The following is a 20,330-nucleotide window of genomic DNA, read 5'->3' as shown; positions in this document are numbered from 1 at the left end:
CGCCGCCTTATCGGCTCTCATCCTAACTGTTCACGCTTCTTGCATTAAAAAGAAACGAAAAAAAAGCTTTTGATAAGAGATTTTATTTTTCTACAATCTCTAACAGCCGTAAAGGCTGTTTTTTATTTCACTTTATTGTGAAAAGAAGAGCAATCGTTTGCATCAAGTATTCTTAATTTTCTTTGTATATACAAGAATTGAAAACCTATTAAATTAACATTGAAAGGCTTTACAAAAAATATGCAAACGATTTCTCAAAAAATGTTGACGCTTTCATAGTGAGGGTGGTATAGTGGTTTCAGAAGTTGAAAGCGGTTACCGCTTTCGGCCGAGTAAAAAGACTGCAAAGGGGTAGATGACGTGTTAACAAAAAAAGCATTCGTACTTTCATCGGCATTGTTTCTAGGTCTTGCTGGCTGCTCAACAGCTGAGAAAAAAGAAGAATCATCTGGCAGTTCAGGCGGAGGGGGCGGCGATCAAACGGTCGTAGATATTTTCCAGTTTAAAGTGGAGTTTAAAAACCAGTTTGAGGAACTCGCGAAGCAATATGAAGAAGAACATCCGGAAGTTGATATAAATGTTCAAACAGTAGGGGGCGGGAACGATTACGCTTCGGCGCTGAAATCCAAATTTGCCTCAGGAGACGAGCCGGCTATTTTTAATATTAACGGAGCCGTTGATGTGCAGCAGTACCGTGATAGATTGATAGATGTAAGTGATACAAAAGCGGCAGGTGCAGCGTTGGAAGGAACGCTTGAGAGCGTAACAGAAGGAGAGCAGGTATTAGGTCTTCCTTACAATCAGGAAGGATACGGTTTTGTTTACAACAAGCAAATCTTTGAAGAAGCAGGGGTAGACGCGGATTCTATTAAGTCAATGGAAGATTTGACAAAAGCAGTCGAGACGCTCGACGGCAAAAAGGACGAGCTTGGCATTGACGCTGTGTTTGCTTTTGCTGGAAAAGAAAAATGGACAGAAGGAAACCACGGCTCAAACTCTTTTATCGCAGACGATTTTAATGGCAGCGTAATGGAAGCATTCCAGGCGAAAGAACTTCCATTTACAAAAGCAGAACAGTACAAGGAATATATTGACCTTCAAAACAAATATTCCGTACAGCCGGTTTTGAGCCTTGATTACTCACAGCAGGTAGAAGAATTGTTTTCAACAGGCCGCGTAGCCATGATTAAGCAAGGAAACTGGGTATACCCGACAATCGAACAGATGGATCCAGAGCTTGCTGAAAATGTCGGCATCTTCCCAATCCCGGTTGACGGCGAAACCAAAATGCCGGTTGGTGTTCCGCAATACTGGGCTGTAAACAAAAACGCAGATGAAGAAGCTCAAAAAGCAGCAAAAGAATTTTTAGATTGGCTGTATACGTCTGACGAAGGAAAAGAAGCGGTTTTAACACAATTTAAATTTATTCCAGCTTATGAAGGCTATGATGCCGATAAAATTGCTGATCCACTTTCGAAAACTATTTATGAATATGCTGAAGCAGGAAATACGCAAGGATGGGTTTTCCTTGGATATCCAGTTGGATGGAGCGATATTTTAGGGGCACACCTTCAAAAGTATCTTGCGGGTGAAACGTCTTGGGAAGAAGCGATTGAAGCCGCGAAAAATGATTGGAAAAAAGCGCGTCAGTAATTCTATGAAAAGAAAAAAGATAACAGGCAGTTTCGGCTGTTATCTTTTTCTTTTCCCAAATTCAACTGAAATGAGGTTTAGGCAGCATGAGAAATAAAGACTTTATGTTTTGGCTTTTTCTAGCGCCGGTTTTATTCGCGCTTGGCACTGTTGTCCTGCTTCCGCTTATTTACGGCATCGTCTATTCGTTTACGGATTGGGATGGAGTGAATGCGGCGGAATTTATTGGGGTTAAAAATTACGTTGAGTTATTCAGTGATCAAGGATTTTTAAACTCCCTCTGGTTTACATTTAAATTCTCCATTGCTTCTGTTATTGTCATCAACATTATGGGGCTCGGCCTCGCCATGCTTGTTACATCTTACATCAAATCTAAAAATGTACTTCGGACAATCTTTTTTATGCCAAACTTGATCGGCGGGTTGATTCTCGGCTTTATCTGGCAGTTTATTTTCACAAAAGTATTTGATGCGGTCGGCCGGGCAACCGGCATTGAATGGCTGCAGGGCTGGCTGTCTGATTCCCAAACTGGTTTTTGGGGAATGGTCATCCTGATGAGCTGGCAGATGGCCGGCTACATTATGATTATTTACATTGCATACTTGGAAAACGTACCGAAAGATTTGCTTGAGGCAGCACAAATTGACGGCGCGAATGGATGGCAGCGCTTCCGGAATATTACGTTCCCGCTTGTTATGCCTGCCTTTACGGTCAGCTTGTTTTTAACGCTGTCCAATGCTTTTAAAATTTATGATCAGAACTTGTCGCTTACAAACGGCGGACCATTTGACTCGACGAAAATGGTTGCCATGGATATTGTTCAAACGGCCTTCCAATTAAACCAGATGGCAGAAGCACAGGCGAAAGCCGTCATCTTCTTCATCATTGTGGCAATTATTTCATTAACACAAGTGTACATTAATAAGAAAAAGGAGGTGGAGATGTAATGAAAAAGTCAGGGAAACGCTGGACTCTGGAGATTATTGGCCTTGTACTGGCTCTTCTTTGGATCTCTCCTTTCTATCTAATGATTGCCAATGCGTTTAAAACAAAACGTGAAATTTTCACCAATACAATGAAGCTTCCGGAAACATTCACGTTTGATAACTTTGTGCAGGCTTTTGAAGAATTAACCTTTTTGCAGACATTCATGAATTCTGTGCTCGTGACTCTTTTGAGTGTGGCAATTATTTTGTTTTTCTCTGCGATGGCTGCTTATGCGTTATCACGCAACGGAAGCAAGCTCAGCAATATCATCTTCTTCGTTTTTGTGGCTGCTATGCTGATTCCGTTTCAGTCCGTCATGATTCCGCTTGTAACCATTTTCGGAAAAGCCAATGCGCTCAACTTTTACGGACTGATTTTTATGTATCTCGGTTTCGGCTGCAGCTTGTCGATCTTTCTTTACCACGGAGCACTTAAGGGGATTTCCAAGTCGCTTGATGAAGCGGCAACCATTGATGGGTGCAACCGGCTGCAGGTGTTTTGGTATATCATTTTCCCGCTGTTGAAACCGATTACGATTACAGTTGGAATTTTGAATGTTATCTGGATCTGGAATGATTTCCTTCTGCCATCGCTTGTCATCAGCGGAGATGGCACAGATACGATTCCATTAAAGCTGTTCCTGTTCTTCGGCCAGTATACGAAACAATGGCATCTGGCACTTGCCGGTTTAACGATTTCGATTATCCCAGTTATCATTGCGTATTTCTTTGCACAAAAACAAATTATCAAAGGAGTTTCCGATGGAGCTGTAAAATAAAAAGAGCAGCACTCTGCGTATAAAAGCGCTCCAATCGAGACAAAGAAATACAAGATGCCCCCGGGCGGCTGGGAAAGTAAAACGCAGCGGGGGCTGCAGCAGGGCATTATGAGAAACGATATACTTTCTTATTTTTTTTGAAAAATGGTACTATAAACTAGAAAAGGGAGGAACCGGTCATGGCTGTCACAATTAAAGATGTAGCAAAGAGGGCGCAGGTTGCGCCTTCGACCGTCTCCCGTGTTATCGCGGACCATCCAAAAATTACGCAGGAAACAAAAGAAAAAGTAAGAAAAGTGATGCAGGAGCTCGGCTACCATCCGAACCTGCTTGCACGTAAGCTCGTCACGCAGTCCTCCCAAACAATTGGGATTATTCGCAAAACGTCTACGAAGCATTCGCTGTCCGATCCGTTTTTTCCAGCAGCGCTTCAAGGAATGAGTGACCTGCTGCACCAAAAGGAATACAGCATCCTATTGACGTGTGGTGAATCCGATGAAGACATTTATCGGGAAGTTGTGAATATGGTTCAAGGCAAAAGCGTCGACGGCATGATTATGCTTTATTCACAGGATCATGACCCGGTGCTGCAGCTGCTTTTAGAGCAAAACTTTCCGTTTGTTATGATCGGCAAACCGTCGGAGCATACTGACAAGGTCATGTATGTAGATAACGATAACGTCAAAGCTGCACGGGATATAACAGACCATTTGATTCGTGCCGGACATACACATATTGCGTATGTCGGGGGCGATCCGAGGTTTGAAGTGCATAAAGATCGTGAAGAAGGATATAAACAGGCATTAAAACTTGCGAATATTCAATCAGAAGTTCTTTTTAGAAAAGAAATTTCAAAAGAAAGTGCTAAGGAAACCATTGATGAGATGATGATGATGGATCCAAGGCCAACGGCGATTGTGACGACGGATGAACTGATGGCTATGAGCCTGCTGTCTGCTTTATACGAGCGGCGCTTGCGGGTGCCGGATGATGTAGCCGTCACCACTTTTACGGATTCCATGCTTTCCGAGCTTTCGAGCCCGCCGCTGACGACAGTCGATATTCATGCATTTCAGCTTGGCTATGAGGCGGCAAAAACATTGGTAGATCTTTTGGAAAAACCGGACATGATGAAGCGGAATATTTTAGTGCCGACTTCTGTGGTGGTACGGGATTCATGCAAAAAAATATTAGAGAATGGAGCGATTCTATGAATATTACAGTATGGAATGAATTTCGTCATGAACGAAACAAGCAGGCGGTCAAAGAGATTTATCCAGAGGGCATTCATCAAGTAATCGCAGATTTTTTAAAAGAAGAAGGGCGGACCGTTCAAACGGCCACATTGGATGAAGCAGAGCACGGGTTGACAGAGGATATATTGAATCAAACAGATGTACTTCTTTGGTGGGGGCATGTTGCACACGAAGAAGTGAGCGATGAAGTTGTGAAAAAAGTACAGCAGCGTGTACTCGATGGCATGGGGCTCATTGTGCTTCATTCGGGGCATTTCTCAAAAATTTTCAAAGCACTGATGGGCACATCCTGCGATTTGAAATGGCGTGAAGCTGGAGAAAAGGAACGCCTTTGGGTCGTGGACCCTGCACATCCAATTGCAGAAGGAATCGGCGAATATTTTGAGCTGGAGCATGAGGAAATGTATGGCGAACATTTTGATATTCCTGCGCCGGATGAGCTCATTTTCATGAGCTGGTTCGAAGGCGGCGAAGTGTTCCGAAGCGGCGTCACGTACAAACGGGGCAACGGCAAAATCTTTTATTTCCGTCCTGGACATGAAACACATCCTACATACTTCAATGAAAATGTCCAACGTGTCATTCAAAACGCAGTAAAATGGGCAGCCCCGGTGAAACGGGAACGGCCTGTATACGGTAATGCACAACCAATTGAAGAGTTAAGGGGAGAATAAAAAGAATGGGGAAAATTAAGGTAGGCGTCATTGGGTGCGGAAGCATTGCCCAGCACCGTCATATTCCGGAGTACGTTGCAAACGAGCATGTTCAAGTAACAGCATTTTGTGACGTAAAGGAAGAACGGGCCCAAAAATACGCGGAGCATTTTAACGCAAAGGCTTATACAAGCTATGAAGAATTACTTAAAGATGGAGACGTCGATGCCATCAGCGTTTGTACACCGAATGTACTGCACGCGCCTATTACCATTGCGGCACTCCAAGCAGGCAAGCATGTGCTTTGCGAAAAGCCAATGGCCACTTCAAAGAAAGAAGCAGAGGCGATGATCGAAGCGGCAGAAAAAGGCGGTAAAAAATTAATGATTGCCCATAATCAGCGCTTTGTTGCTTCCCACCAAAAAGCCCGGTCTATTATCGAAAGTGGTGTTTTAGGTAAGATTTACAGCTTTCGTACAGCATTTGGACATGGCGGGCCGGAAGGCTGGAGTGTGGATGGAACAAACAGCTGGTTTTTCAAAAAAGAGCTTGCGTTTATCGGGGCAATGGGAGACCTTGGCGTTCACAAAACCGACTTGCTTCGCTATTTGCTCGGAGAAGAATTTGTAGAAGTGGCAGCGTTTGTCGAGAGCTCCGCCAAGGAAAATTCCACAGTCGATGATAATGCTGTCTGTGTCCTGAAATCGGAAAGCGGTGTGATTGGAACATTAGCCGCAAGCTGGGCGTACAACGGCGGCGAAGACAATTCTACTGTTTTTTACGCAGAAAATGGCATCATGCGTTTGGAAGATGACCCGGATTATTCACTCATTATTCAATATAAAAATGGTAACAGTGAACGTCACAGCCTCGGTGCAATCCAGTCAAATGAAGAAGGTAAACAAACAAATTCTCGTGTAGTAGAGCAATTTATTAACAGCATTTTGGAAGATACAACCCCGCCTGTCTGCGGGAATGAAGGCAAAAAGTCACTGCAGGTAATCTTAGCTGCATTGGAATCAAGTGAAACAAAACGAACTGTCCGTATTTAATCAAAGAGGTGACAAACATGACAAAACTGAGAATCGGCATTTTAGGTACAGGGGGCATTGCAACAGAGCGGCATATTCCGGCTTTTAAGCATGTGAAAGAAGCGGAAATCACGGCCGTAATGGATGTAGACGAGGAGAGGGCGAGAGAAACAGCCGAAAAATTTGGGATTGAGCACGTCTGCAAGAGCCTGGAAGAAATGCTTGAAAAAATTGACGCGCTGATTATCGCTACTCCAAATAAATTTCATGCTCCAGCCGCCGTACAGGCACTGAATGCCGGTGTTCATGTCATGTGTGAAAAACCGATGGCATTGAATACAAAAGAGTGTGAGGAAATGGTTGCCGCAGCTGAAAAGTCAAAAAAGGTACTGCTTATTGCCTATCACTGGCGCTTTTTAAAAGAATCACGTGCGGCCAAACGGCTGATTGACAGCGGCGAAATTGGCCAGCCGCTTGTGATCCGCATTAAATCCATGCGGCGCCGTAAAGTACCGGGCTGGGGTGTATTTACAAATCGCGAACTTCAAGGAGGAGGCGCGCTGATCGACTATGGCTGCCACTTGCTTGATTTGGCAATGTGGCTGACCGGCAGTTCAAAACCATTTGAAGTGAGCGGCGCTACTTTTAACCATTTAAGTATGCAAAAAGATATGGTAAACGAATGGGGTACAATTAACCCGGCCACCTTTGAAGTAGAAGACCATGCCACGGCTTTTATCCGGCTTGAAAACGGGGCAGTGGTCATGTTTGAAACCTCATGGGCAGCGAATATTTCGAAAGATGAAGAAACGATCAGCATTTCCGGCACAAAAGGCGGCATTGATGTGTTTCCGCTTCGCCTGAACAAAGCCGAGCATGGCGTGCTAATCAACTCGGATGTCGCATGGATTCCAGAAGAAAAGCCGTTTGCCATTTTGCAGGCGGAACATTTTACTTCCTGCTGCTTTGGAGAAAGCACGCCGCTGACAAACCCAGAGGAATCCATGTACGTATCGAGTATCATTGAATCTGTTTATGAAAGCGCCAAAATTGGCCGCAGCGTCAAAATCAGATAAAAGGGGCGATTCCATTGAAATTAGGTGTATTTACCGTATTATTCTCCAACAAGTCCTTTGAGGACATGCTGGATCATGTAAAAGATGCCGGCCTTGACGCCGTTGAAATTGGTACAGGCTGTTATCCAGGAAACGCGCATTGTCCGCTTGACGAGCTGCTGGAAGATGAGAAAAAGCGTGCCGATTATCTGGAAGCTGTGACGTCACGCGGTCTTACAATCAGTGCCTTCAGCTGCCATGGCAATCCGCTTACACCGGACAAGGCATTCGCGGAAGAATCCGACTCTGTACTCCGTAAAACGATTAAGCTCGCTTCTCTTTTAAATGTGCCGGTTGTTAACTGTTTTTCCGGCACTCCAGGTGATTCCGAGGAAGCTAAGCAGCCGAACTGGCCTGTTGTTCCATGGCCGGCAGAATACCATGATATTTTAAAATGGCAGTGGGAGAAAAAGCTTATTCCATATTGGAAGGAAATTGGCGAAATTGCCAAAAGCCATAATGTAAAAATTGGGCTCGAGCTGCACGGCGGTTTCCTGGTTCATACTCCTTATACAATGCTCAAGCTTCGCGAGGAAACATGTGATGCCATTGGGGCAAACCTTGATCCAAGTCATTTGTGGTGGCAGGGTATTGATCCAGTGGCTGCCATTAAAATTCTCGGTAAAGCAGGTGCTATTCACCATTTTCACGCGAAAGACACGTATATTGATCAAGACAACGTTAACATGTACGGCTTGACAGATATGCAGCCTTACGGTGATGTGCAGTCGCGTGCCTGGACATTCCGCAGTGTTGGCTGCGGTCACAGTGTACAGGAGTGGTCTGATATGATGAGCGCGCTTCGTCTATATAACTATGATTATGTCGTCAGCATCGAGCATGAAGATGCCATCATGTCCATCGACGAAGGCTTCAGCCGTGCTGTGAAAAATTTAAACGATGTACTGATCCGTGAATCTGCCGGTGAGATGTGGTGGGCGTAACAGAAGACGCGAAAAAAGGATAAAATCAAACCGATTTCATCCTTGAAAGTGTAGGAAAAGTAAGGAAGCAGGCTCATCGAAAAAATCTGCCTTTCCAGGAATGCCGCTGGCTGGGAAGCGGATTGGCCTTCTTCGGGTCATGAGCATTCACAGCTGGCAAGTGACGCCGAAAGCGGGCGTTTGTCAACAGCCTGAAGGATGAAATCAAGATGATTTCATCCTTCTTTATTGACCAAATAAGTTATGAAAAAGGGAATGAAACAACGAGTATACACGCATCGTTGTTTCGATTATTTTCATTCTTTCTTCAGTATGATTCTGAATGGAATGGAAAGGCGTTTTTCAGCGAATTTCAGTATAATAAGGAGAAAAGGGCGGGAACGGTTCCCTTCAGCGGATCGCTTCTGCTTATTGAAAGAAGGCAGCCGAGATGCAAAGTATCGATGTAATTTACAAAAGAGCCATTACGACAGAACAGCCTAAACTCGACGAAAGCCGCCTGCATTATTACGATAAACAACAGAACCGCTATATTTCTATTCCAAAAGAGGATGTGTCTGAAAGAGAAGAACAGCTTCTTTCCCATTTTTTTGTTCGAATCCGTGAAGCCGGGGAAGCAAGCCAGTTCTCCTCAGCAGAACAAGCATGGTGGAACTTTCTGATTAAAGATGGGGAATGTCCTGCTTTAAACGCAGACCGGGTCCGGTTTTTATATATGAAGCTGTCAGAGAATGACCGCGGCAGTTTTTTAGAAGCGGCCCATACATTTTTTGACCATGCTTTTCTGGTTGTCTGGACAGGAGAAGCTGAATGCATTCTTATAGAAGAAGAGTCTGATTATCCAATCCAAAAAACAGAGGCGCAAACATTTCTGGATGTGCTCGCCGGGGACTTTTACATAACGGGGCGTCTGTTTATTGGACGGTTTGCACAAGCATCCGCTTCATTAAAAAATCTGTATAAGCAGGAAACGGAAGCGGCGCGCAAAGCGGTCCTGCTTGTTCCAGAGCAGCGGATCACAACGATTGAAACGGTTATTCCTTATCTATTTTTAGCCCAAAGCCGCAGCGAGCTCTCGGAACTGTTTGCGGAGGAATTGAAATGGTTTGAATCAGATGATGATTTGCGCCATACCCTTCAATTATTGATTCAGAATCATCTTAATGTAAGCCAGACTGCCAAGCAGCTTCACCTGCACCGTAACAGCCTGCAATATCGGATTGACAAATTCATTGACAGGACAAGCATTGATGTCCGTTCCTACGAAGGGGCTCTGTTAGTTTACATGCTGTGTTTAATCAGCACGCAAAAGTGAGAAGGGCAACGTGCACAATGAAGAGCGAACGATCTTTGTGCACCCTGTCTATTTTTATTTAGTTTGTAAGCGAATACAATAGATTTAAGAAAACGGTTACAGGAGGAATTGGAGAATGGCTGAACTTCAACTAAACAATATCTATAAAGTCTATGATGGAAATGTAACGGCAGTAGAAGATTTTAATCTTCATATTCAGGACAAAGAATTTATCGTATTTGTCGGCCCGTCTGGCTGCGGGAAATCCACAACGCTGCGAATGATTGCCGGACTTGAAGAAATTTCAAAAGGCGATTTCTTTATCGATGACCGCCGTGTAAATGATGTAGCCCCAAAAGACCGTGATATTGCAATGGTATTCCAAAACTATGCCCTTTACCCGCATATGACCGTTTATGATAATATGGCATTTGGCTTAAAGCTTCGCAAAATGCCAAAAGAAGAAATCAAACAGCGCGTAGAAAACGCCGCCCAAATTCTTGGGCTGACAGAATATTTGAAACGGAAGCCAAAAGCTCTTTCTGGCGGTCAGCGTCAGCGTGTTGCACTCGGGCGCGCGATTGTCCGTGATGCTAAAGTATTCTTAATGGATGAGCCGCTTTCCAACCTCGATGCGAAGCTGCGTGTACAAATGCGCTCTGAAATTATTAAACTGCATCAGCGCTTGCAGACGACAACGATTTACGTAACGCATGATCAGACTGAAGCCTTAACAATGGCAACCCGGATCGTTGTTATGAAAGCCGGAAAAATCATGCAGATCGGTACGCCGAAAGAAGTATATGAAAATCCGGAAAACGCCTTTGTTGCTGGCTTTATCGGATCACCGCCAATGAACTTCTTTAATGCAGATCTTGGTGATGGCTATGTAAGAATTGGTACACAAAGGCTTGATGTGCCAGAAGGAAAAATGCGTTATCTGCGTGATCAGGGCTATGTAGGCAAGCAAATCATTCTTGGCGTTCGTCCGGAAGATATTCATGATGAACTGATTTTCCTCGAAGCATCCCAACAATCTGCTTTTGAAGCAAAAGTAGCGGTGTCAGAGCTTCTCGGTGCAGAAATTATGGTGTATTCAGACATCGCAGGACAGAATTTTGTGGCGCGCCTTGATTCACGTCTTGATATTGCGGCAGGTGAAAAACTGCAGCTGGCTTTCGACATGAATAAAGCACACTTTTTTGATGCTACATCAGAAGTACGAATTCGCCCATAATAACTTTTCAGCAGGAAGCAGCAGATGCTTCCTGCTTTCCTGCTTTAAAGGACGAAGTATAAAAACAGCCCGTTGTATTTCTCAACTCGTTTTTATTCTTTTCTTTGTTTTATTATGATCAATCCAGAAAAAGATAAAAAATAATTAAAAAGATTTAGAAAGCGGTTTCAAAACAAGGGAACCGGGTACTAGATAATTACAGAGGCGGCTAAATGGAAGCTACAAAGGCATTTGAAGCATCCAGGTCGAGTGATCGGATGAAAAAATATTGTTAGCCTTTATTCCATCATCTGTGAATAAGCCATTTTTATTCACAATAGCATGCTCTGTACAGGATGAATGATTTGCTTGAAGCGGCGAGGTTTTCAAAAAACGCCGGCTGAATCCATTTAGCGGTTCCTGCGAATAGGCAGAGTAGACTGCTGGATATAAGCAGATCTTCTCCAGCAAATTCCCGTTTCACAAAGGGAATGGAAGAAGCCTATGCCGGGAGCCTGGCGCAGGCTTTTTTCATTTTGTATACAGGTGCCAGCTGTTCAGCTGGCACATTTTGATGGGTAAACGAAAAGAAACAGGGTATAAACAAAAAGAGTCCAACAAAAGGAGCTATATACATGAAAACAAAGAAAACAGCTGTGATTACAGGCGGGGCATCCGGCATCGGAAAAGCAGCTGCTCTTCGTCTTGCTGCAGACGGGGTTCTGATCAGTCTTGTTGACCTGAACGCTGAACGGCTGAGTGTCGCAGCCGAAGAAATCCGGCTCGCTGGAGGAAAAGTGCTTGTTTTTCATGAGGATATAACCAATGAACAGGGGATGGCACGCGTGATGCAAAAAACCGCCGAAGAAGCAGGCAGTATTGACTGTGTTTTTGCGAATGGCGGCATTTTGGGGACTGTTTCCCCAATCGAGCATTTTACCAAAGAAAATTGGGCAAAAACCCTTGAAAACAATGTGGTTGGCACCTTTGTGACCGTGAAATCGGCTATCCCTTATATGAAAGAAAGAGGCGGAAGCATCGTGCTGACAAGCTCGGTCAGCGGCAGCCACCAGTTTGCTCAGGAAGGGTTCAGCGCGTATAGTACATCTAAAGCTGCCATTGCTGCTTTTTCTAAAATGGCAGCGCTTGAGCTTGCTCAATATCGTATTCGAGTCAATGCGATTTGTCCAGGCTCTATTGATACAAATATTTTTGAGTCGATGGATACATCTGAGCGAATCAAAGACATTCATTTTCCGCTCGATATCCCGAAAAATGCTATTCCACTTACGAAAAAACCGGGCCAGCCAGAGCAGGTTGCCAGCTTGTTTGCTTTTCTAGTTTCCGGAGACGCTTCCCATATCACAGGAACAGAAGTGTATGTAGACGGGGCGGAGACACTTTTAAAGGGATAACTCAACCTCTTCCAGCTTAAACAGCTGAGAGGGGTTTTTTTGTATGGGGAAAAGAAAAAACAAAAAACAAAAAAATATATTCAAAAATAAACAAATATATTGTACAATAAAACAAACATAAATAAAGATTAAGGGTGGAGGAAAACAAAATGGTCAAAAACTTATGGGAGTCCAATGAAGCGGCAGCAAAATCAGGTGTAGAAGAACTGGTTTACCGTTCCAATTTAATCGGTTCTGACCGCGCTGTATGTAACTGGGGCGGCGGCAATACATCTATGAAAACAACCGAAAAAGATTTTCGGGGACGCGATATTGAAGTGATATGGGTAAAAGGAAGCGGTTCCGATTTAGCCACAATGAAAGCAGAGAATTTTACCGGCTTAAACCTGGAAGATATCCGTCCGCTTATTGAGCGCGATGAAATGCCGGATGCAGAAATGGTAGAGTACTTGACGCATTGCATGATCGACAGCAAGCATCCGCGTATGTCGATTGAAACGCTTTTACATGCGTTCCTGCCATTTAAACACGTTGACCATACACATCCAGACGCGATTATCAGCCTTTGCTGCGCGGACAATGGGAAAGAGATTGCCAAAGAAATTTACGGCGACCGTTTTGTATGGGTTCCTTATGTGCGCCCGGGCTTTACCCTATCTAAAATGATTGCAGAAGGGGTAAAAAACAACCCAAACGCAGAGCTTGTCCTTATGGAAAAACACGGACTGGTTACATGGGGAGAAACATCCGAAGAGGCATACAGCCAAACCATCAATATCATTAACGAAGCAGAAAACTATATCCAAAACAAACAAAAACAAACAGAAGCATTTGGCGGCCAGGTTTACGAGTCATTAACGGAAGAGGAGCGCCAAAACGTATTAGCGGCTGTGATGCCAGTGATCCGCGGTGCAGTCAGCGATGAAAAGAAAATGATTCTTACTTATGATGATGCAGAAGATGTGCTCGAATTTGTCAACAGCAGAAATGCCGGCACGCTTTCACAGATAGGTGCAGCCTGCCCGGATCATCTTGTTCACACAAAAATGAAGCCGCTTTATATTGATTGGGATCCGCAGAACGGTACGACGGAAGAGCTGATCGGGAAAGTAAAAGCAGGTGTAGAACAGTTTAAAGCCGAATATAAAGAGTACTTCGAACGAAACAAAAACGAAGGCGATGTGATGTTTGAGGCGGCACCGCGTGTAACCCTTATTCCGGGTGTCGGTATGGTAAACTCCGGCAAAAACATCACAATGGCAAATGTGAGCGGCGGCCTTTACCATCGTGCAATTGCGGTTATGAAAGGCTCAACGGCTCTTGGTGAATTTGTATCCTTAAGTGAAAACGAGTCCTATAACGTAGAATACTGGCCGCTCGAGCTGTACAAATTGTCTCTGGCGCCAGCTGAAGCAGAATTTTCCCGCAAAGTCGCATTTATTACAGGCGGTGCCGGCGGGATTGGCAGCGCGACAGCCCGCCGTTTAGTGTCAGAGGGCGCTCATGTAGTGCTGGCTGACTTGAATCTTGAAGGAGCGGAAAAAGTAGCGGCTGAAATTAATGAGCAGTACAAGGAACAACGCGCGGCTGCTGTGAAAATGGATGTGACCAGCGAAGAGCAGGTGCAGGCGGCTTTTGCCAAAGCAGCCCTTACGTTTGGCGGTGTAGATTCAATCGTGAATAATGCAGGCCTTGCGACATCCAGCCCGTTTGATGAAACATCTTTGAAAGAATGGAATTTAAACATAAATGTACTTGGCACAGGCTATTTCCTTGTGGCGCGTGAAGCGTTCAAGCAAATGAAACAGCAGGGCATCGGCGGCAACATGGTATTTGTCGGTTCGAAAAACTCTGTGTACGCTGGGAAAAATGCTTCGGCTTACAGTGCCGTAAAAGCGCTTGAAACACACCTGGCCCGCTGTATTGCAGCAGAAGGCGGCGAGTTTGGCATTCGTGTAAATTCGGTGCTGCCGGATGCCGTGCTGCAGGGATCGGCTATTTGGGGCTCCAACTGGCGCAATGAACGTGCGGCAGCATACGGCATTGAACCGGATCAGCTGGAAGAGCATTACCGAAAGCGCACAACGCTGCTTGTAAACATTTATCCGTCTGACATTGCGGAATCCATTGCGTTTTTCGCTTCATCCAAAGCCGACAAAACAACGGGCTGCATGGTTACAGTTGACGGCGGTGTGCCGGCAGCGTTTGCGCGATAAGGCTTCATCAGCAGGCAAGGGACTGCTTTATGCCTTAATGGCACAGGCAGTCCGGCTGCTTTTGGCATGAAAGAAGGAGTGATGGAAATGGCGCATATTGCAGTAGATATCGGCGCTTCAAGCGGCCGGCTTGTAGCGGGCGAAATAAAAGACGGCAAGCTTGTGATGAACGAAATTCACCGTTTTGCCAATGGATTTCGGGAAGTAGATGGGACGTGTTATTGGGACATTGATCATTTACTTAATGAAATCATTAAAGGACTGGCTGAAGCGAAACAACGTGGCTATCATTCTGTCACCGTAGGGATTGATACGTGGGCGGTTGACTATGTACTGGTTGATGAAAATGGTAACCGCTTGCAAGAAGTCGTTGCCTATCGGGACAGCCGGACTGAGCAGACGATAAGCAAAATCAGCCGGCATATAAACAAAAAGAGCATTTACGAAAAAACAGGTATTCAATTTTTACCGTTTAATACAATCTATCAATTATATGAAGAAAAACAAGAGCTCATCAAGCGCGCAAAACATATTTTGCTCGTGCCTGATTATCTGGGATACTGCCTGACTGGACGTGCAGTTACAGAAGTGACCAATGCATCGACTACGCAAATGCTGAATGTGAAAACGCGTGATTTTGATGAAGAACTGCTGGCATTACTGTCCATTGAACGCCGCCAATTTCCGCCGTTCGCGGAACCGGGGGAGGAGCTTGGCCCTCTTGCAAAGGAACGTTTTCCAGGAGCAGATCTGCCGGATTGCCGCGTAATAGTCGCTGCGTCACATGACACCGCTTCCGCCATTGCCGGTACACCAGGAGAAGGCGAAAACTGGGCGTATTTAAGCAGCGGCACCTGGTCTCTGCTGGGGATTGAGTCGGCTGAGCCAGTGATCAGTGAGCTGTCTCTTGAAGACAATTATACGAATGAGTGGGGTGTTTTCGGCACATACCGCTTGTTAAAAAATATTATGGGCATGTGGATTATGCAGGAAGTGCGCCGGCATCTCCCGGTTGATTACACGTTCGCCGAGTTTGTAGATGAAGCGAGAAACGTGGAGCATTTCCGCCAGTTTGTCGACTTAAATGATGACCGTTTTTTAAACCCGGCTAACATGGTCGAAGAAATCAAATCGTACTGCCGTGAAACCAATCAGCCTGTCCCGGAAACCGCCGGTGAGCTGGCCGCCTGTGTGTACGGCAACCTGGCTATTATTTATGCCATTGCGATTCGAGATCTCGAAGAAATGACCGGCCAGCGGATTGACCGGCTGCACATTGTCGGCGGCGGAGCGAACAATGAACTGCTTAACCAGCTTACTGCAAATATAAGCGGGAGAACGGTTTATGCGGGCCCTTCGGAAGCAACAGCGGTTGGCAATTTAATGATGCAGATGATCGCTTCAAAAGAACTTGGCAGCCTGCAGGAAGGAAGGGAACTTATTCGAGCTTCATTTCCGCTCCAAATATTTTCACCGCAGGAGCAGGCAGCAAAACGAATAGAACAGTTTAATCAACATCGAAAGGGTGAAAGAGTATGAGCGTAAAAGAACAATACGAAGCAGCGAAACAGGCATATGCCAAGTGGGGGATCAATGTAGATACAGCACTTGAAATATTGAAAAAAGTGCCCATTTCGATTCATTGCTGGCAGGGTGATGATATTGGCGGATTTGAAGTGAACAAAAGTGAATTATCGGGCGGCATTGATGTTACGGGGAATTACCCGGGCAAGGCGGCCACACCGGAAGAGCTGCGGGCAGATTTAGAAAAAGCATTGTCGCTTATTCCGGGTACGCACCGGGTAAATCTGCATGCTTTATATGCGGAAACGAACGGAGAGGCAGTCGACCGTGACCAATTAAAGCCAGAGCATTTCGATAACTGGGTTCACTGGGCAAAACAGCATGGCCTTGGCCTTGATTTTAATCCGACGCTGTTTTCACACGAAAAAGCAGCAGACGGCTTGACGCTTTCGCATCCGGACGAAGAAATCCGAAGGTTTTGGATTGATCACTGCATCGCATCTCGCAAAATTGGTGAGCATTTTGGCCGTGAGCTTGGAACGCCCTGCTTAACGAATGTTTGGATTCCAGATGGATATAAGGACATTCCAAGTGACCGCCTGACGCCCCGCAAGAGATTAAAAGAGTCATTGGATCAAATTTTTGCTGAAGATATCGATGAACAGTACCACCTGGATGCTGTGGAAAGCAAAGTGTTCGGAATCGGCTCTGAGTCTTATGTGGTGGGGTCTCACGAATTTTATCTCGGTTATGCGCTGAAAAACAACAAACTATGCTTGCTTGATACGGGGCATTATCATCCGACTGAAACAGTTTCAAACAAAATTTCGTCCATGCTGCTTTATGCAGATAAGCTGGCATTGCATGTATCGCGACCAGTTCGCTGGGATAGTGACCATGTTGTCATTTTAGATGACGAGCTTCGGGAAATTGCGCTTGAAATTGTCCGTAACGATGCGCTCGACAAAGTGATTATCGGCCTTGATTTCTTTGATGCAAGCATTAACCGTGTAGCAGCGTGGACGATTGGTACACGCAATATGATTAAAGCACTGCTGTATGCGCTTCTCGTGCCGAACGAGCACTTAAAGCAGCTGCAGGAGGAAGGAAACTTCACCGAACGCCTTGCTTTGATGGAAGAGTTTAAAACGTATCCGTTCGGCGCTGTCTGGGATTACTACTGTGAGCAAATGAACGTGCCGGTGAAAGAGAGCTGGCTGAATGAGGTAAAGCAATACGAAGAAACGGTTTTGTCGAAACGGTCACAAAAAGAGCAGGAAGTAAGCAAATAAAACAGAAAAACCAAGAAAAAGTTCTTTTGCGAAAGGCCGCCCCGGAGATGATCTTCCACGGGGCGGCTTTTTCTTTTGCATATCCGCTGGAAAAATGGGGAATAAAACGAGTGAACGGAAAAAAAGGAAGGTGTGTAGCAAACATGTACGAACACTTGGTGTCTTTTAAATTTAAAGAAGAGGTAACAATGGAAAAGCAGCAGGAGCTGGCACTGCAGCTGCTGAAGTTTCAAGGAGAAATCCCGGGTATTATGAAGGTAACAGCCGGCATTAACGCAACAGATGAAGTAGAACAGGCACAAGGGTACACATTAGGCCTGCATGTTACATTTAAAGACAAACAGTCTTTAACAGAGTACCAGACACACCCGCTGCATGAAAAATTTCTGTCCGAAATTGAAGGATTAATCGACAATGTCATCGTAGTGGATTATGAAGTTGCCTGGTAAAAAGCAGCGGTTGCAAATAAACAAAAGAGAAGATGTCTAGTCAATCCTTGCTTATGGATCTTCAACACGACTTAGTGAAGACTGCCGGACTGCCTGTGGAACGCGCAGTCCGGCAGTCTTCATTTATCGGCTCTTTTTTAAAGCGAGAGACTTCGTCTACACACGGAAACTGGTACTTACAACAAGTACCGGTTTTTTTATGGAAAAGATTAGCTGTGCTAATTTGTAAAACAAATGGCATGTCTTCAACAATCAATAGGCATATGCAGGTGGAGGAGATTGAACATAAAAGAAACTGGATTTTGTAAACGTCCGGTTTTTTTGTTTTGAAAGGGTATTCAAAAACAAACAAAAATAAGTTATGATAAAACAAAAAGAAACGGAGTGTAGGCGATGATTCGAAAAGCGACTATGATGACTGTGTATAAAGACCAGTATAAGGAATATAAAAAGCGTCATGATGAGCTATGGCCTGAGCTGGCAGAGGAACTGCGGGCCCATGGAGCGCGCAACTACTCAATTTTCTTAGAGGAAGCGACGGGCAAGCTGTTTGCTTATGTGGAAATTGAGAGTGAAGAAAAATGGGCTCAAATGGCAGAGACAGAAGTATGCCGAAAATGGTGGGCGTTTATGGAGCCGATAATGGAGACGAATCCGGATAACAGTCCAGTGGCGGTGGAGCTGAAAGACGTTTTTTATTTGGCATGATAAAATAAACAAAAACAAACAAAGGTCAGGTGCAAAAGGATGCTGGTAGCAGAGAGACATCAAAAAATTGTAGAGCTGGTGAATGAACGGTCAAGTATCCGCGTATCAGAGCTGAGCGATATTTTCTCCGTCACGGAAGAAACAATTCGCCGCGATCTTGAAAAGCTCGAAAAGGAAGGCAAACTGCAGCGAAGTCATGGCGGTGCGGTCAGCATGCAGGATGAAGAATCGGAAGTGCATTTTTCCGAGCGTGTCATTATAAATGTACAGGAAAAAAAAGTAATCGCACATGAAGCAGCCAAGCGGGTGCAGGAAGGGGACCGCATTATTTTAGATGCAAGCACGACGGCCTGGTATATGGCGAAGGCGCTGCCGAATATGACACTGACGGTTATTACGAATTCGATAAAAGTAGTGATGGAACTAAGTAAAAAAGAACGGATCAACGTGATTTCAACCGGCGGTATTCTTCTGCCAAAGTCATTATCATTTGTTGGGCCGCTGGCGGAACGTTCTCTTGATTTATACCATGTGAACAAAACCTTTTTGTCCTGCAAAGCCGTTCATCTTGATGCAGGTCTGAGTGATTCCAATGAGCAGCAGGCTCTTTTAAAAAAGAAAATGATGGAGCAGTCAGATGAAGTGTTTTTAATGGCTGATTCAAGCAAATTCGGCAAGCGTGCTTTTTCATCGATTGGACCGCCAAATGGTCTTTATGAAGTGATTACAGACAGAGGATTGGATGAAGCCGTAAAAAGGGGATTGGACGAACGGCAGATCCAGGTTGCCATTGTGGAATAAAAAAACAGCCTGCTTTCATAAAGAAAGCAGGCTGTTTGAATGTATTAAAGGGCATTTTCATCCAGGCGTGTATCGTTTTTTTCTTTGGCCATTTTGCGCTGTTTCAATGCACCAGCCAGTAAAATACCTGCTACGACGACAATCTCAAAGCCGTATTTGATGAATGGGTTGGCAAAGTATCCGTTCATAAATGGTTCGCCAACAATCATTTTCGATGCTGTCCAGCCAAGAATCGCTGCCCCAATCATAATGATAATCGGGTAACGCTCAATCATTCTCAAAATTAACGTACTGCCCCACATCACAACTGGAATCGACACAAGCAAGCCGATGACCACAAGCCACATATTTCCGTGAGAAGCGCCGGCAACAGCTAAAACGTTATCAAGTCCCATCAAAGCATCTGCGATGATAATCGTTTTAACGGCCCCCCATAGGGAGTCAGCTGCATTGACTTCATGCTCTTCTTCTTCCACAAGCAGTTTATACGCGATCCACACAAGCAGGATGCCGCCAATCAAGTGCAAGCCTGGAATTTCAAGCAGGTACACGACAAGCAATGTGGCGATTGCACGAATCACAATGGCCCCGATTGCTCCCCAAAGGATTACTTTCTTTTGTTGTTCCTTCGGAAGCTTGCGTGCAGCAAGACCGATCAAGATGGCGTTGTCGCCAGCGAGCACAAGGTCAATCATAATAATAGCAAATAATGCGGTTATAAATTCTGTTTCCATTTGCCCATCTCCTTTTTATTTTTAATCAAAATAAAAGAGACCTCTGCCATAGGTATATGGCAAAGGTCTCGCTAAACACTAAATCAATAGGTCAATAAAGCCGGAGGAATGAATTCCACGTAATGACGACTTTATTTCAGTTTCCTGACGCTACTCCCCTTTACGGATGAAGGCGATATTCAGTTCATAATGCTTGTGGGTTTATTGTAACAGGTGAAGCGCTAAAAGAAAAGATACTTTAAGATTGATTTTTTTATTGAAAGC

At 44.8% G+C, this 20,330-nt stretch carries 19 protein-coding genes; 18 read left to right on the top strand and 1 reads right to left on the bottom strand.

The window, feature by feature from the left end; translation table 11 throughout:
* Positions 1-360 precede the first annotated feature (360 nt).
* The 18 genes from L2D08_RS00690 to L2D08_RS00605 all read left to right on the top strand — a co-directional run bounded on the left by L2D08_RS00690 (position 361) and on the right by L2D08_RS00605 (position 19,332).
* Entirely contained in the window at positions 361-1,653 is a 1,293-nt protein-coding gene (locus L2D08_RS00690) for an ABC transporter substrate-binding protein (protein ID WP_242231790.1), read from the top strand.
* Positions 1,654-1,739: 86 nt separating this feature from the next.
* On the top strand, positions 1,740-2,600 hold the full coding sequence (locus L2D08_RS00685; protein WP_242231789.1) for a carbohydrate ABC transporter permease: 861 nt from the start codon (positions 1,740-1,742) through the stop codon (positions 2,598-2,600).
* Complete coding sequence (locus L2D08_RS00680) at positions 2,600-3,418, top strand: carbohydrate ABC transporter permease (RefSeq protein WP_242231788.1); 819 nt, start codon at positions 2,600-2,602, stop codon at positions 3,416-3,418. The genes L2D08_RS00685 and L2D08_RS00680 overlap by 1 nt, the downstream gene beginning before the upstream one ends.
* Positions 3,419-3,597: 179 nt before the next feature.
* Positions 3,598-4,632 (top strand): LacI family DNA-binding transcriptional regulator, encoded by a 1,035-nt coding sequence (locus L2D08_RS00675; protein WP_242231787.1) that lies wholly within the window; start codon positions 3,598-3,600, stop codon positions 4,630-4,632.
* On the top strand, positions 4,629-5,348 hold the full coding sequence (locus L2D08_RS00670) for a ThuA domain-containing protein (RefSeq protein ID WP_242231786.1): 720 nt from the start codon (positions 4,629-4,631) through the stop codon (positions 5,346-5,348). The genes L2D08_RS00675 and L2D08_RS00670 overlap by 4 nt, the downstream gene beginning before the upstream one ends.
* Before the next feature lie 5 nt (positions 5,349-5,353).
* Positions 5,354-6,379, top strand: coding sequence for a Gfo/Idh/MocA family protein (locus L2D08_RS00665; protein WP_242231785.1), 1,026 nt, complete (start codon positions 5,354-5,356; stop codon positions 6,377-6,379).
* A gap of 17 nt (positions 6,380-6,396) precedes the next feature.
* On the top strand, positions 6,397-7,434 hold the full coding sequence (locus tag L2D08_RS00660) for a Gfo/Idh/MocA family protein (RefSeq protein WP_242231784.1): 1,038 nt from the start codon (positions 6,397-6,399) through the stop codon (positions 7,432-7,434).
* Between the two features lie 14 nt (positions 7,435-7,448).
* Positions 7,449-8,417, top strand: coding sequence for a sugar phosphate isomerase/epimerase family protein (locus L2D08_RS00655; RefSeq protein ID WP_242231783.1), 969 nt, complete (start codon positions 7,449-7,451; stop codon positions 8,415-8,417).
* Positions 8,418-8,847: 430 nt separating this feature from the next.
* A complete protein-coding gene (locus L2D08_RS00650; RefSeq protein WP_242231782.1) occupies positions 8,848-9,732 on the top strand; it encodes a PucR family transcriptional regulator in 885 nt (294 codons plus the stop codon).
* Between the two features lie 115 nt (positions 9,733-9,847).
* A complete protein-coding gene (locus L2D08_RS00645; RefSeq protein WP_242231781.1) occupies positions 9,848-10,948 on the top strand; it encodes an ABC transporter ATP-binding protein in 1,101 nt (366 codons plus the stop codon).
* A 614-nt stretch (positions 10,949-11,562) separates the two neighbouring features.
* A complete protein-coding gene (locus tag L2D08_RS00640) occupies positions 11,563-12,342 on the top strand; it encodes an SDR family oxidoreductase (protein WP_242231780.1) in 780 nt (259 codons plus the stop codon).
* A 149-nt stretch (positions 12,343-12,491) separates the two neighbouring features.
* Entirely contained in the window at positions 12,492-14,558 is a 2,067-nt protein-coding gene (locus L2D08_RS00635) for a bifunctional aldolase/short-chain dehydrogenase (protein WP_242231779.1), read from the top strand.
* An 87-nt stretch (positions 14,559-14,645) separates the two neighbouring features.
* Positions 14,646-16,097, top strand: a complete 1,452-nt coding sequence (rhaB, locus tag L2D08_RS00630) for a rhamnulokinase (RefSeq protein ID WP_242231778.1) — start codon at positions 14,646-14,648, stop codon at positions 16,095-16,097.
* Complete coding sequence (gene rhaA, locus L2D08_RS00625) at positions 16,094-17,374, top strand: L-rhamnose isomerase (protein WP_242231777.1); 1,281 nt, start codon at positions 16,094-16,096, stop codon at positions 17,372-17,374. The genes rhaB and rhaA overlap by 4 nt, the downstream gene beginning before the upstream one ends.
* Before the next feature lie 110 nt (positions 17,375-17,484).
* On the top strand, positions 17,485-17,823 hold the full coding sequence (locus tag L2D08_RS00620; protein ID WP_242231776.1) for a Dabb family protein: 339 nt from the start codon (positions 17,485-17,487) through the stop codon (positions 17,821-17,823).
* Between the two features lie 32 nt (positions 17,824-17,855).
* Positions 17,856-18,131: a hypothetical protein gene (locus tag L2D08_RS00615; protein WP_242231775.1), complete on the top strand. Its 276-nt coding sequence runs from the start codon at positions 17,856-17,858 to the stop codon at positions 18,129-18,131.
* Between the two features lie 85 nt (positions 18,132-18,216).
* Positions 18,217-18,531: an L-rhamnose mutarotase gene (gene rhaM / locus L2D08_RS00610; protein WP_242231774.1), complete on the top strand. Its 315-nt coding sequence runs from the start codon at positions 18,217-18,219 to the stop codon at positions 18,529-18,531.
* 39 nt (positions 18,532-18,570) lie between these two features.
* A complete protein-coding gene (locus tag L2D08_RS00605; protein ID WP_242231773.1) occupies positions 18,571-19,332 on the top strand; it encodes a DeoR/GlpR family DNA-binding transcription regulator in 762 nt (253 codons plus the stop codon).
* A 44-nt stretch (positions 19,333-19,376) separates the two neighbouring features.
* Here the strand turns inward: L2D08_RS00605 and L2D08_RS00600 are convergent, their stop codons facing one another.
* Positions 19,377-20,066: a TerC family protein gene (locus L2D08_RS00600; protein ID WP_242231772.1), complete on the bottom strand. Its 690-nt coding sequence runs from the start codon at positions 20,064-20,066 to the stop codon at positions 19,377-19,379.
* Between the last annotated feature and the right edge of the window lie 264 nt (positions 20,067-20,330).

It is taken from the genome of Domibacillus sp. PGB-M46, assembly GCF_022668875.1.
GTDB lineage: Bacteria > Bacillota > Bacilli > Bacillales > Domibacillaceae > Domibacillus.
Note: the sequence above shows the minus strand (reverse complement) of the source record. Positions and strands in the feature narration are given on the sequence as shown.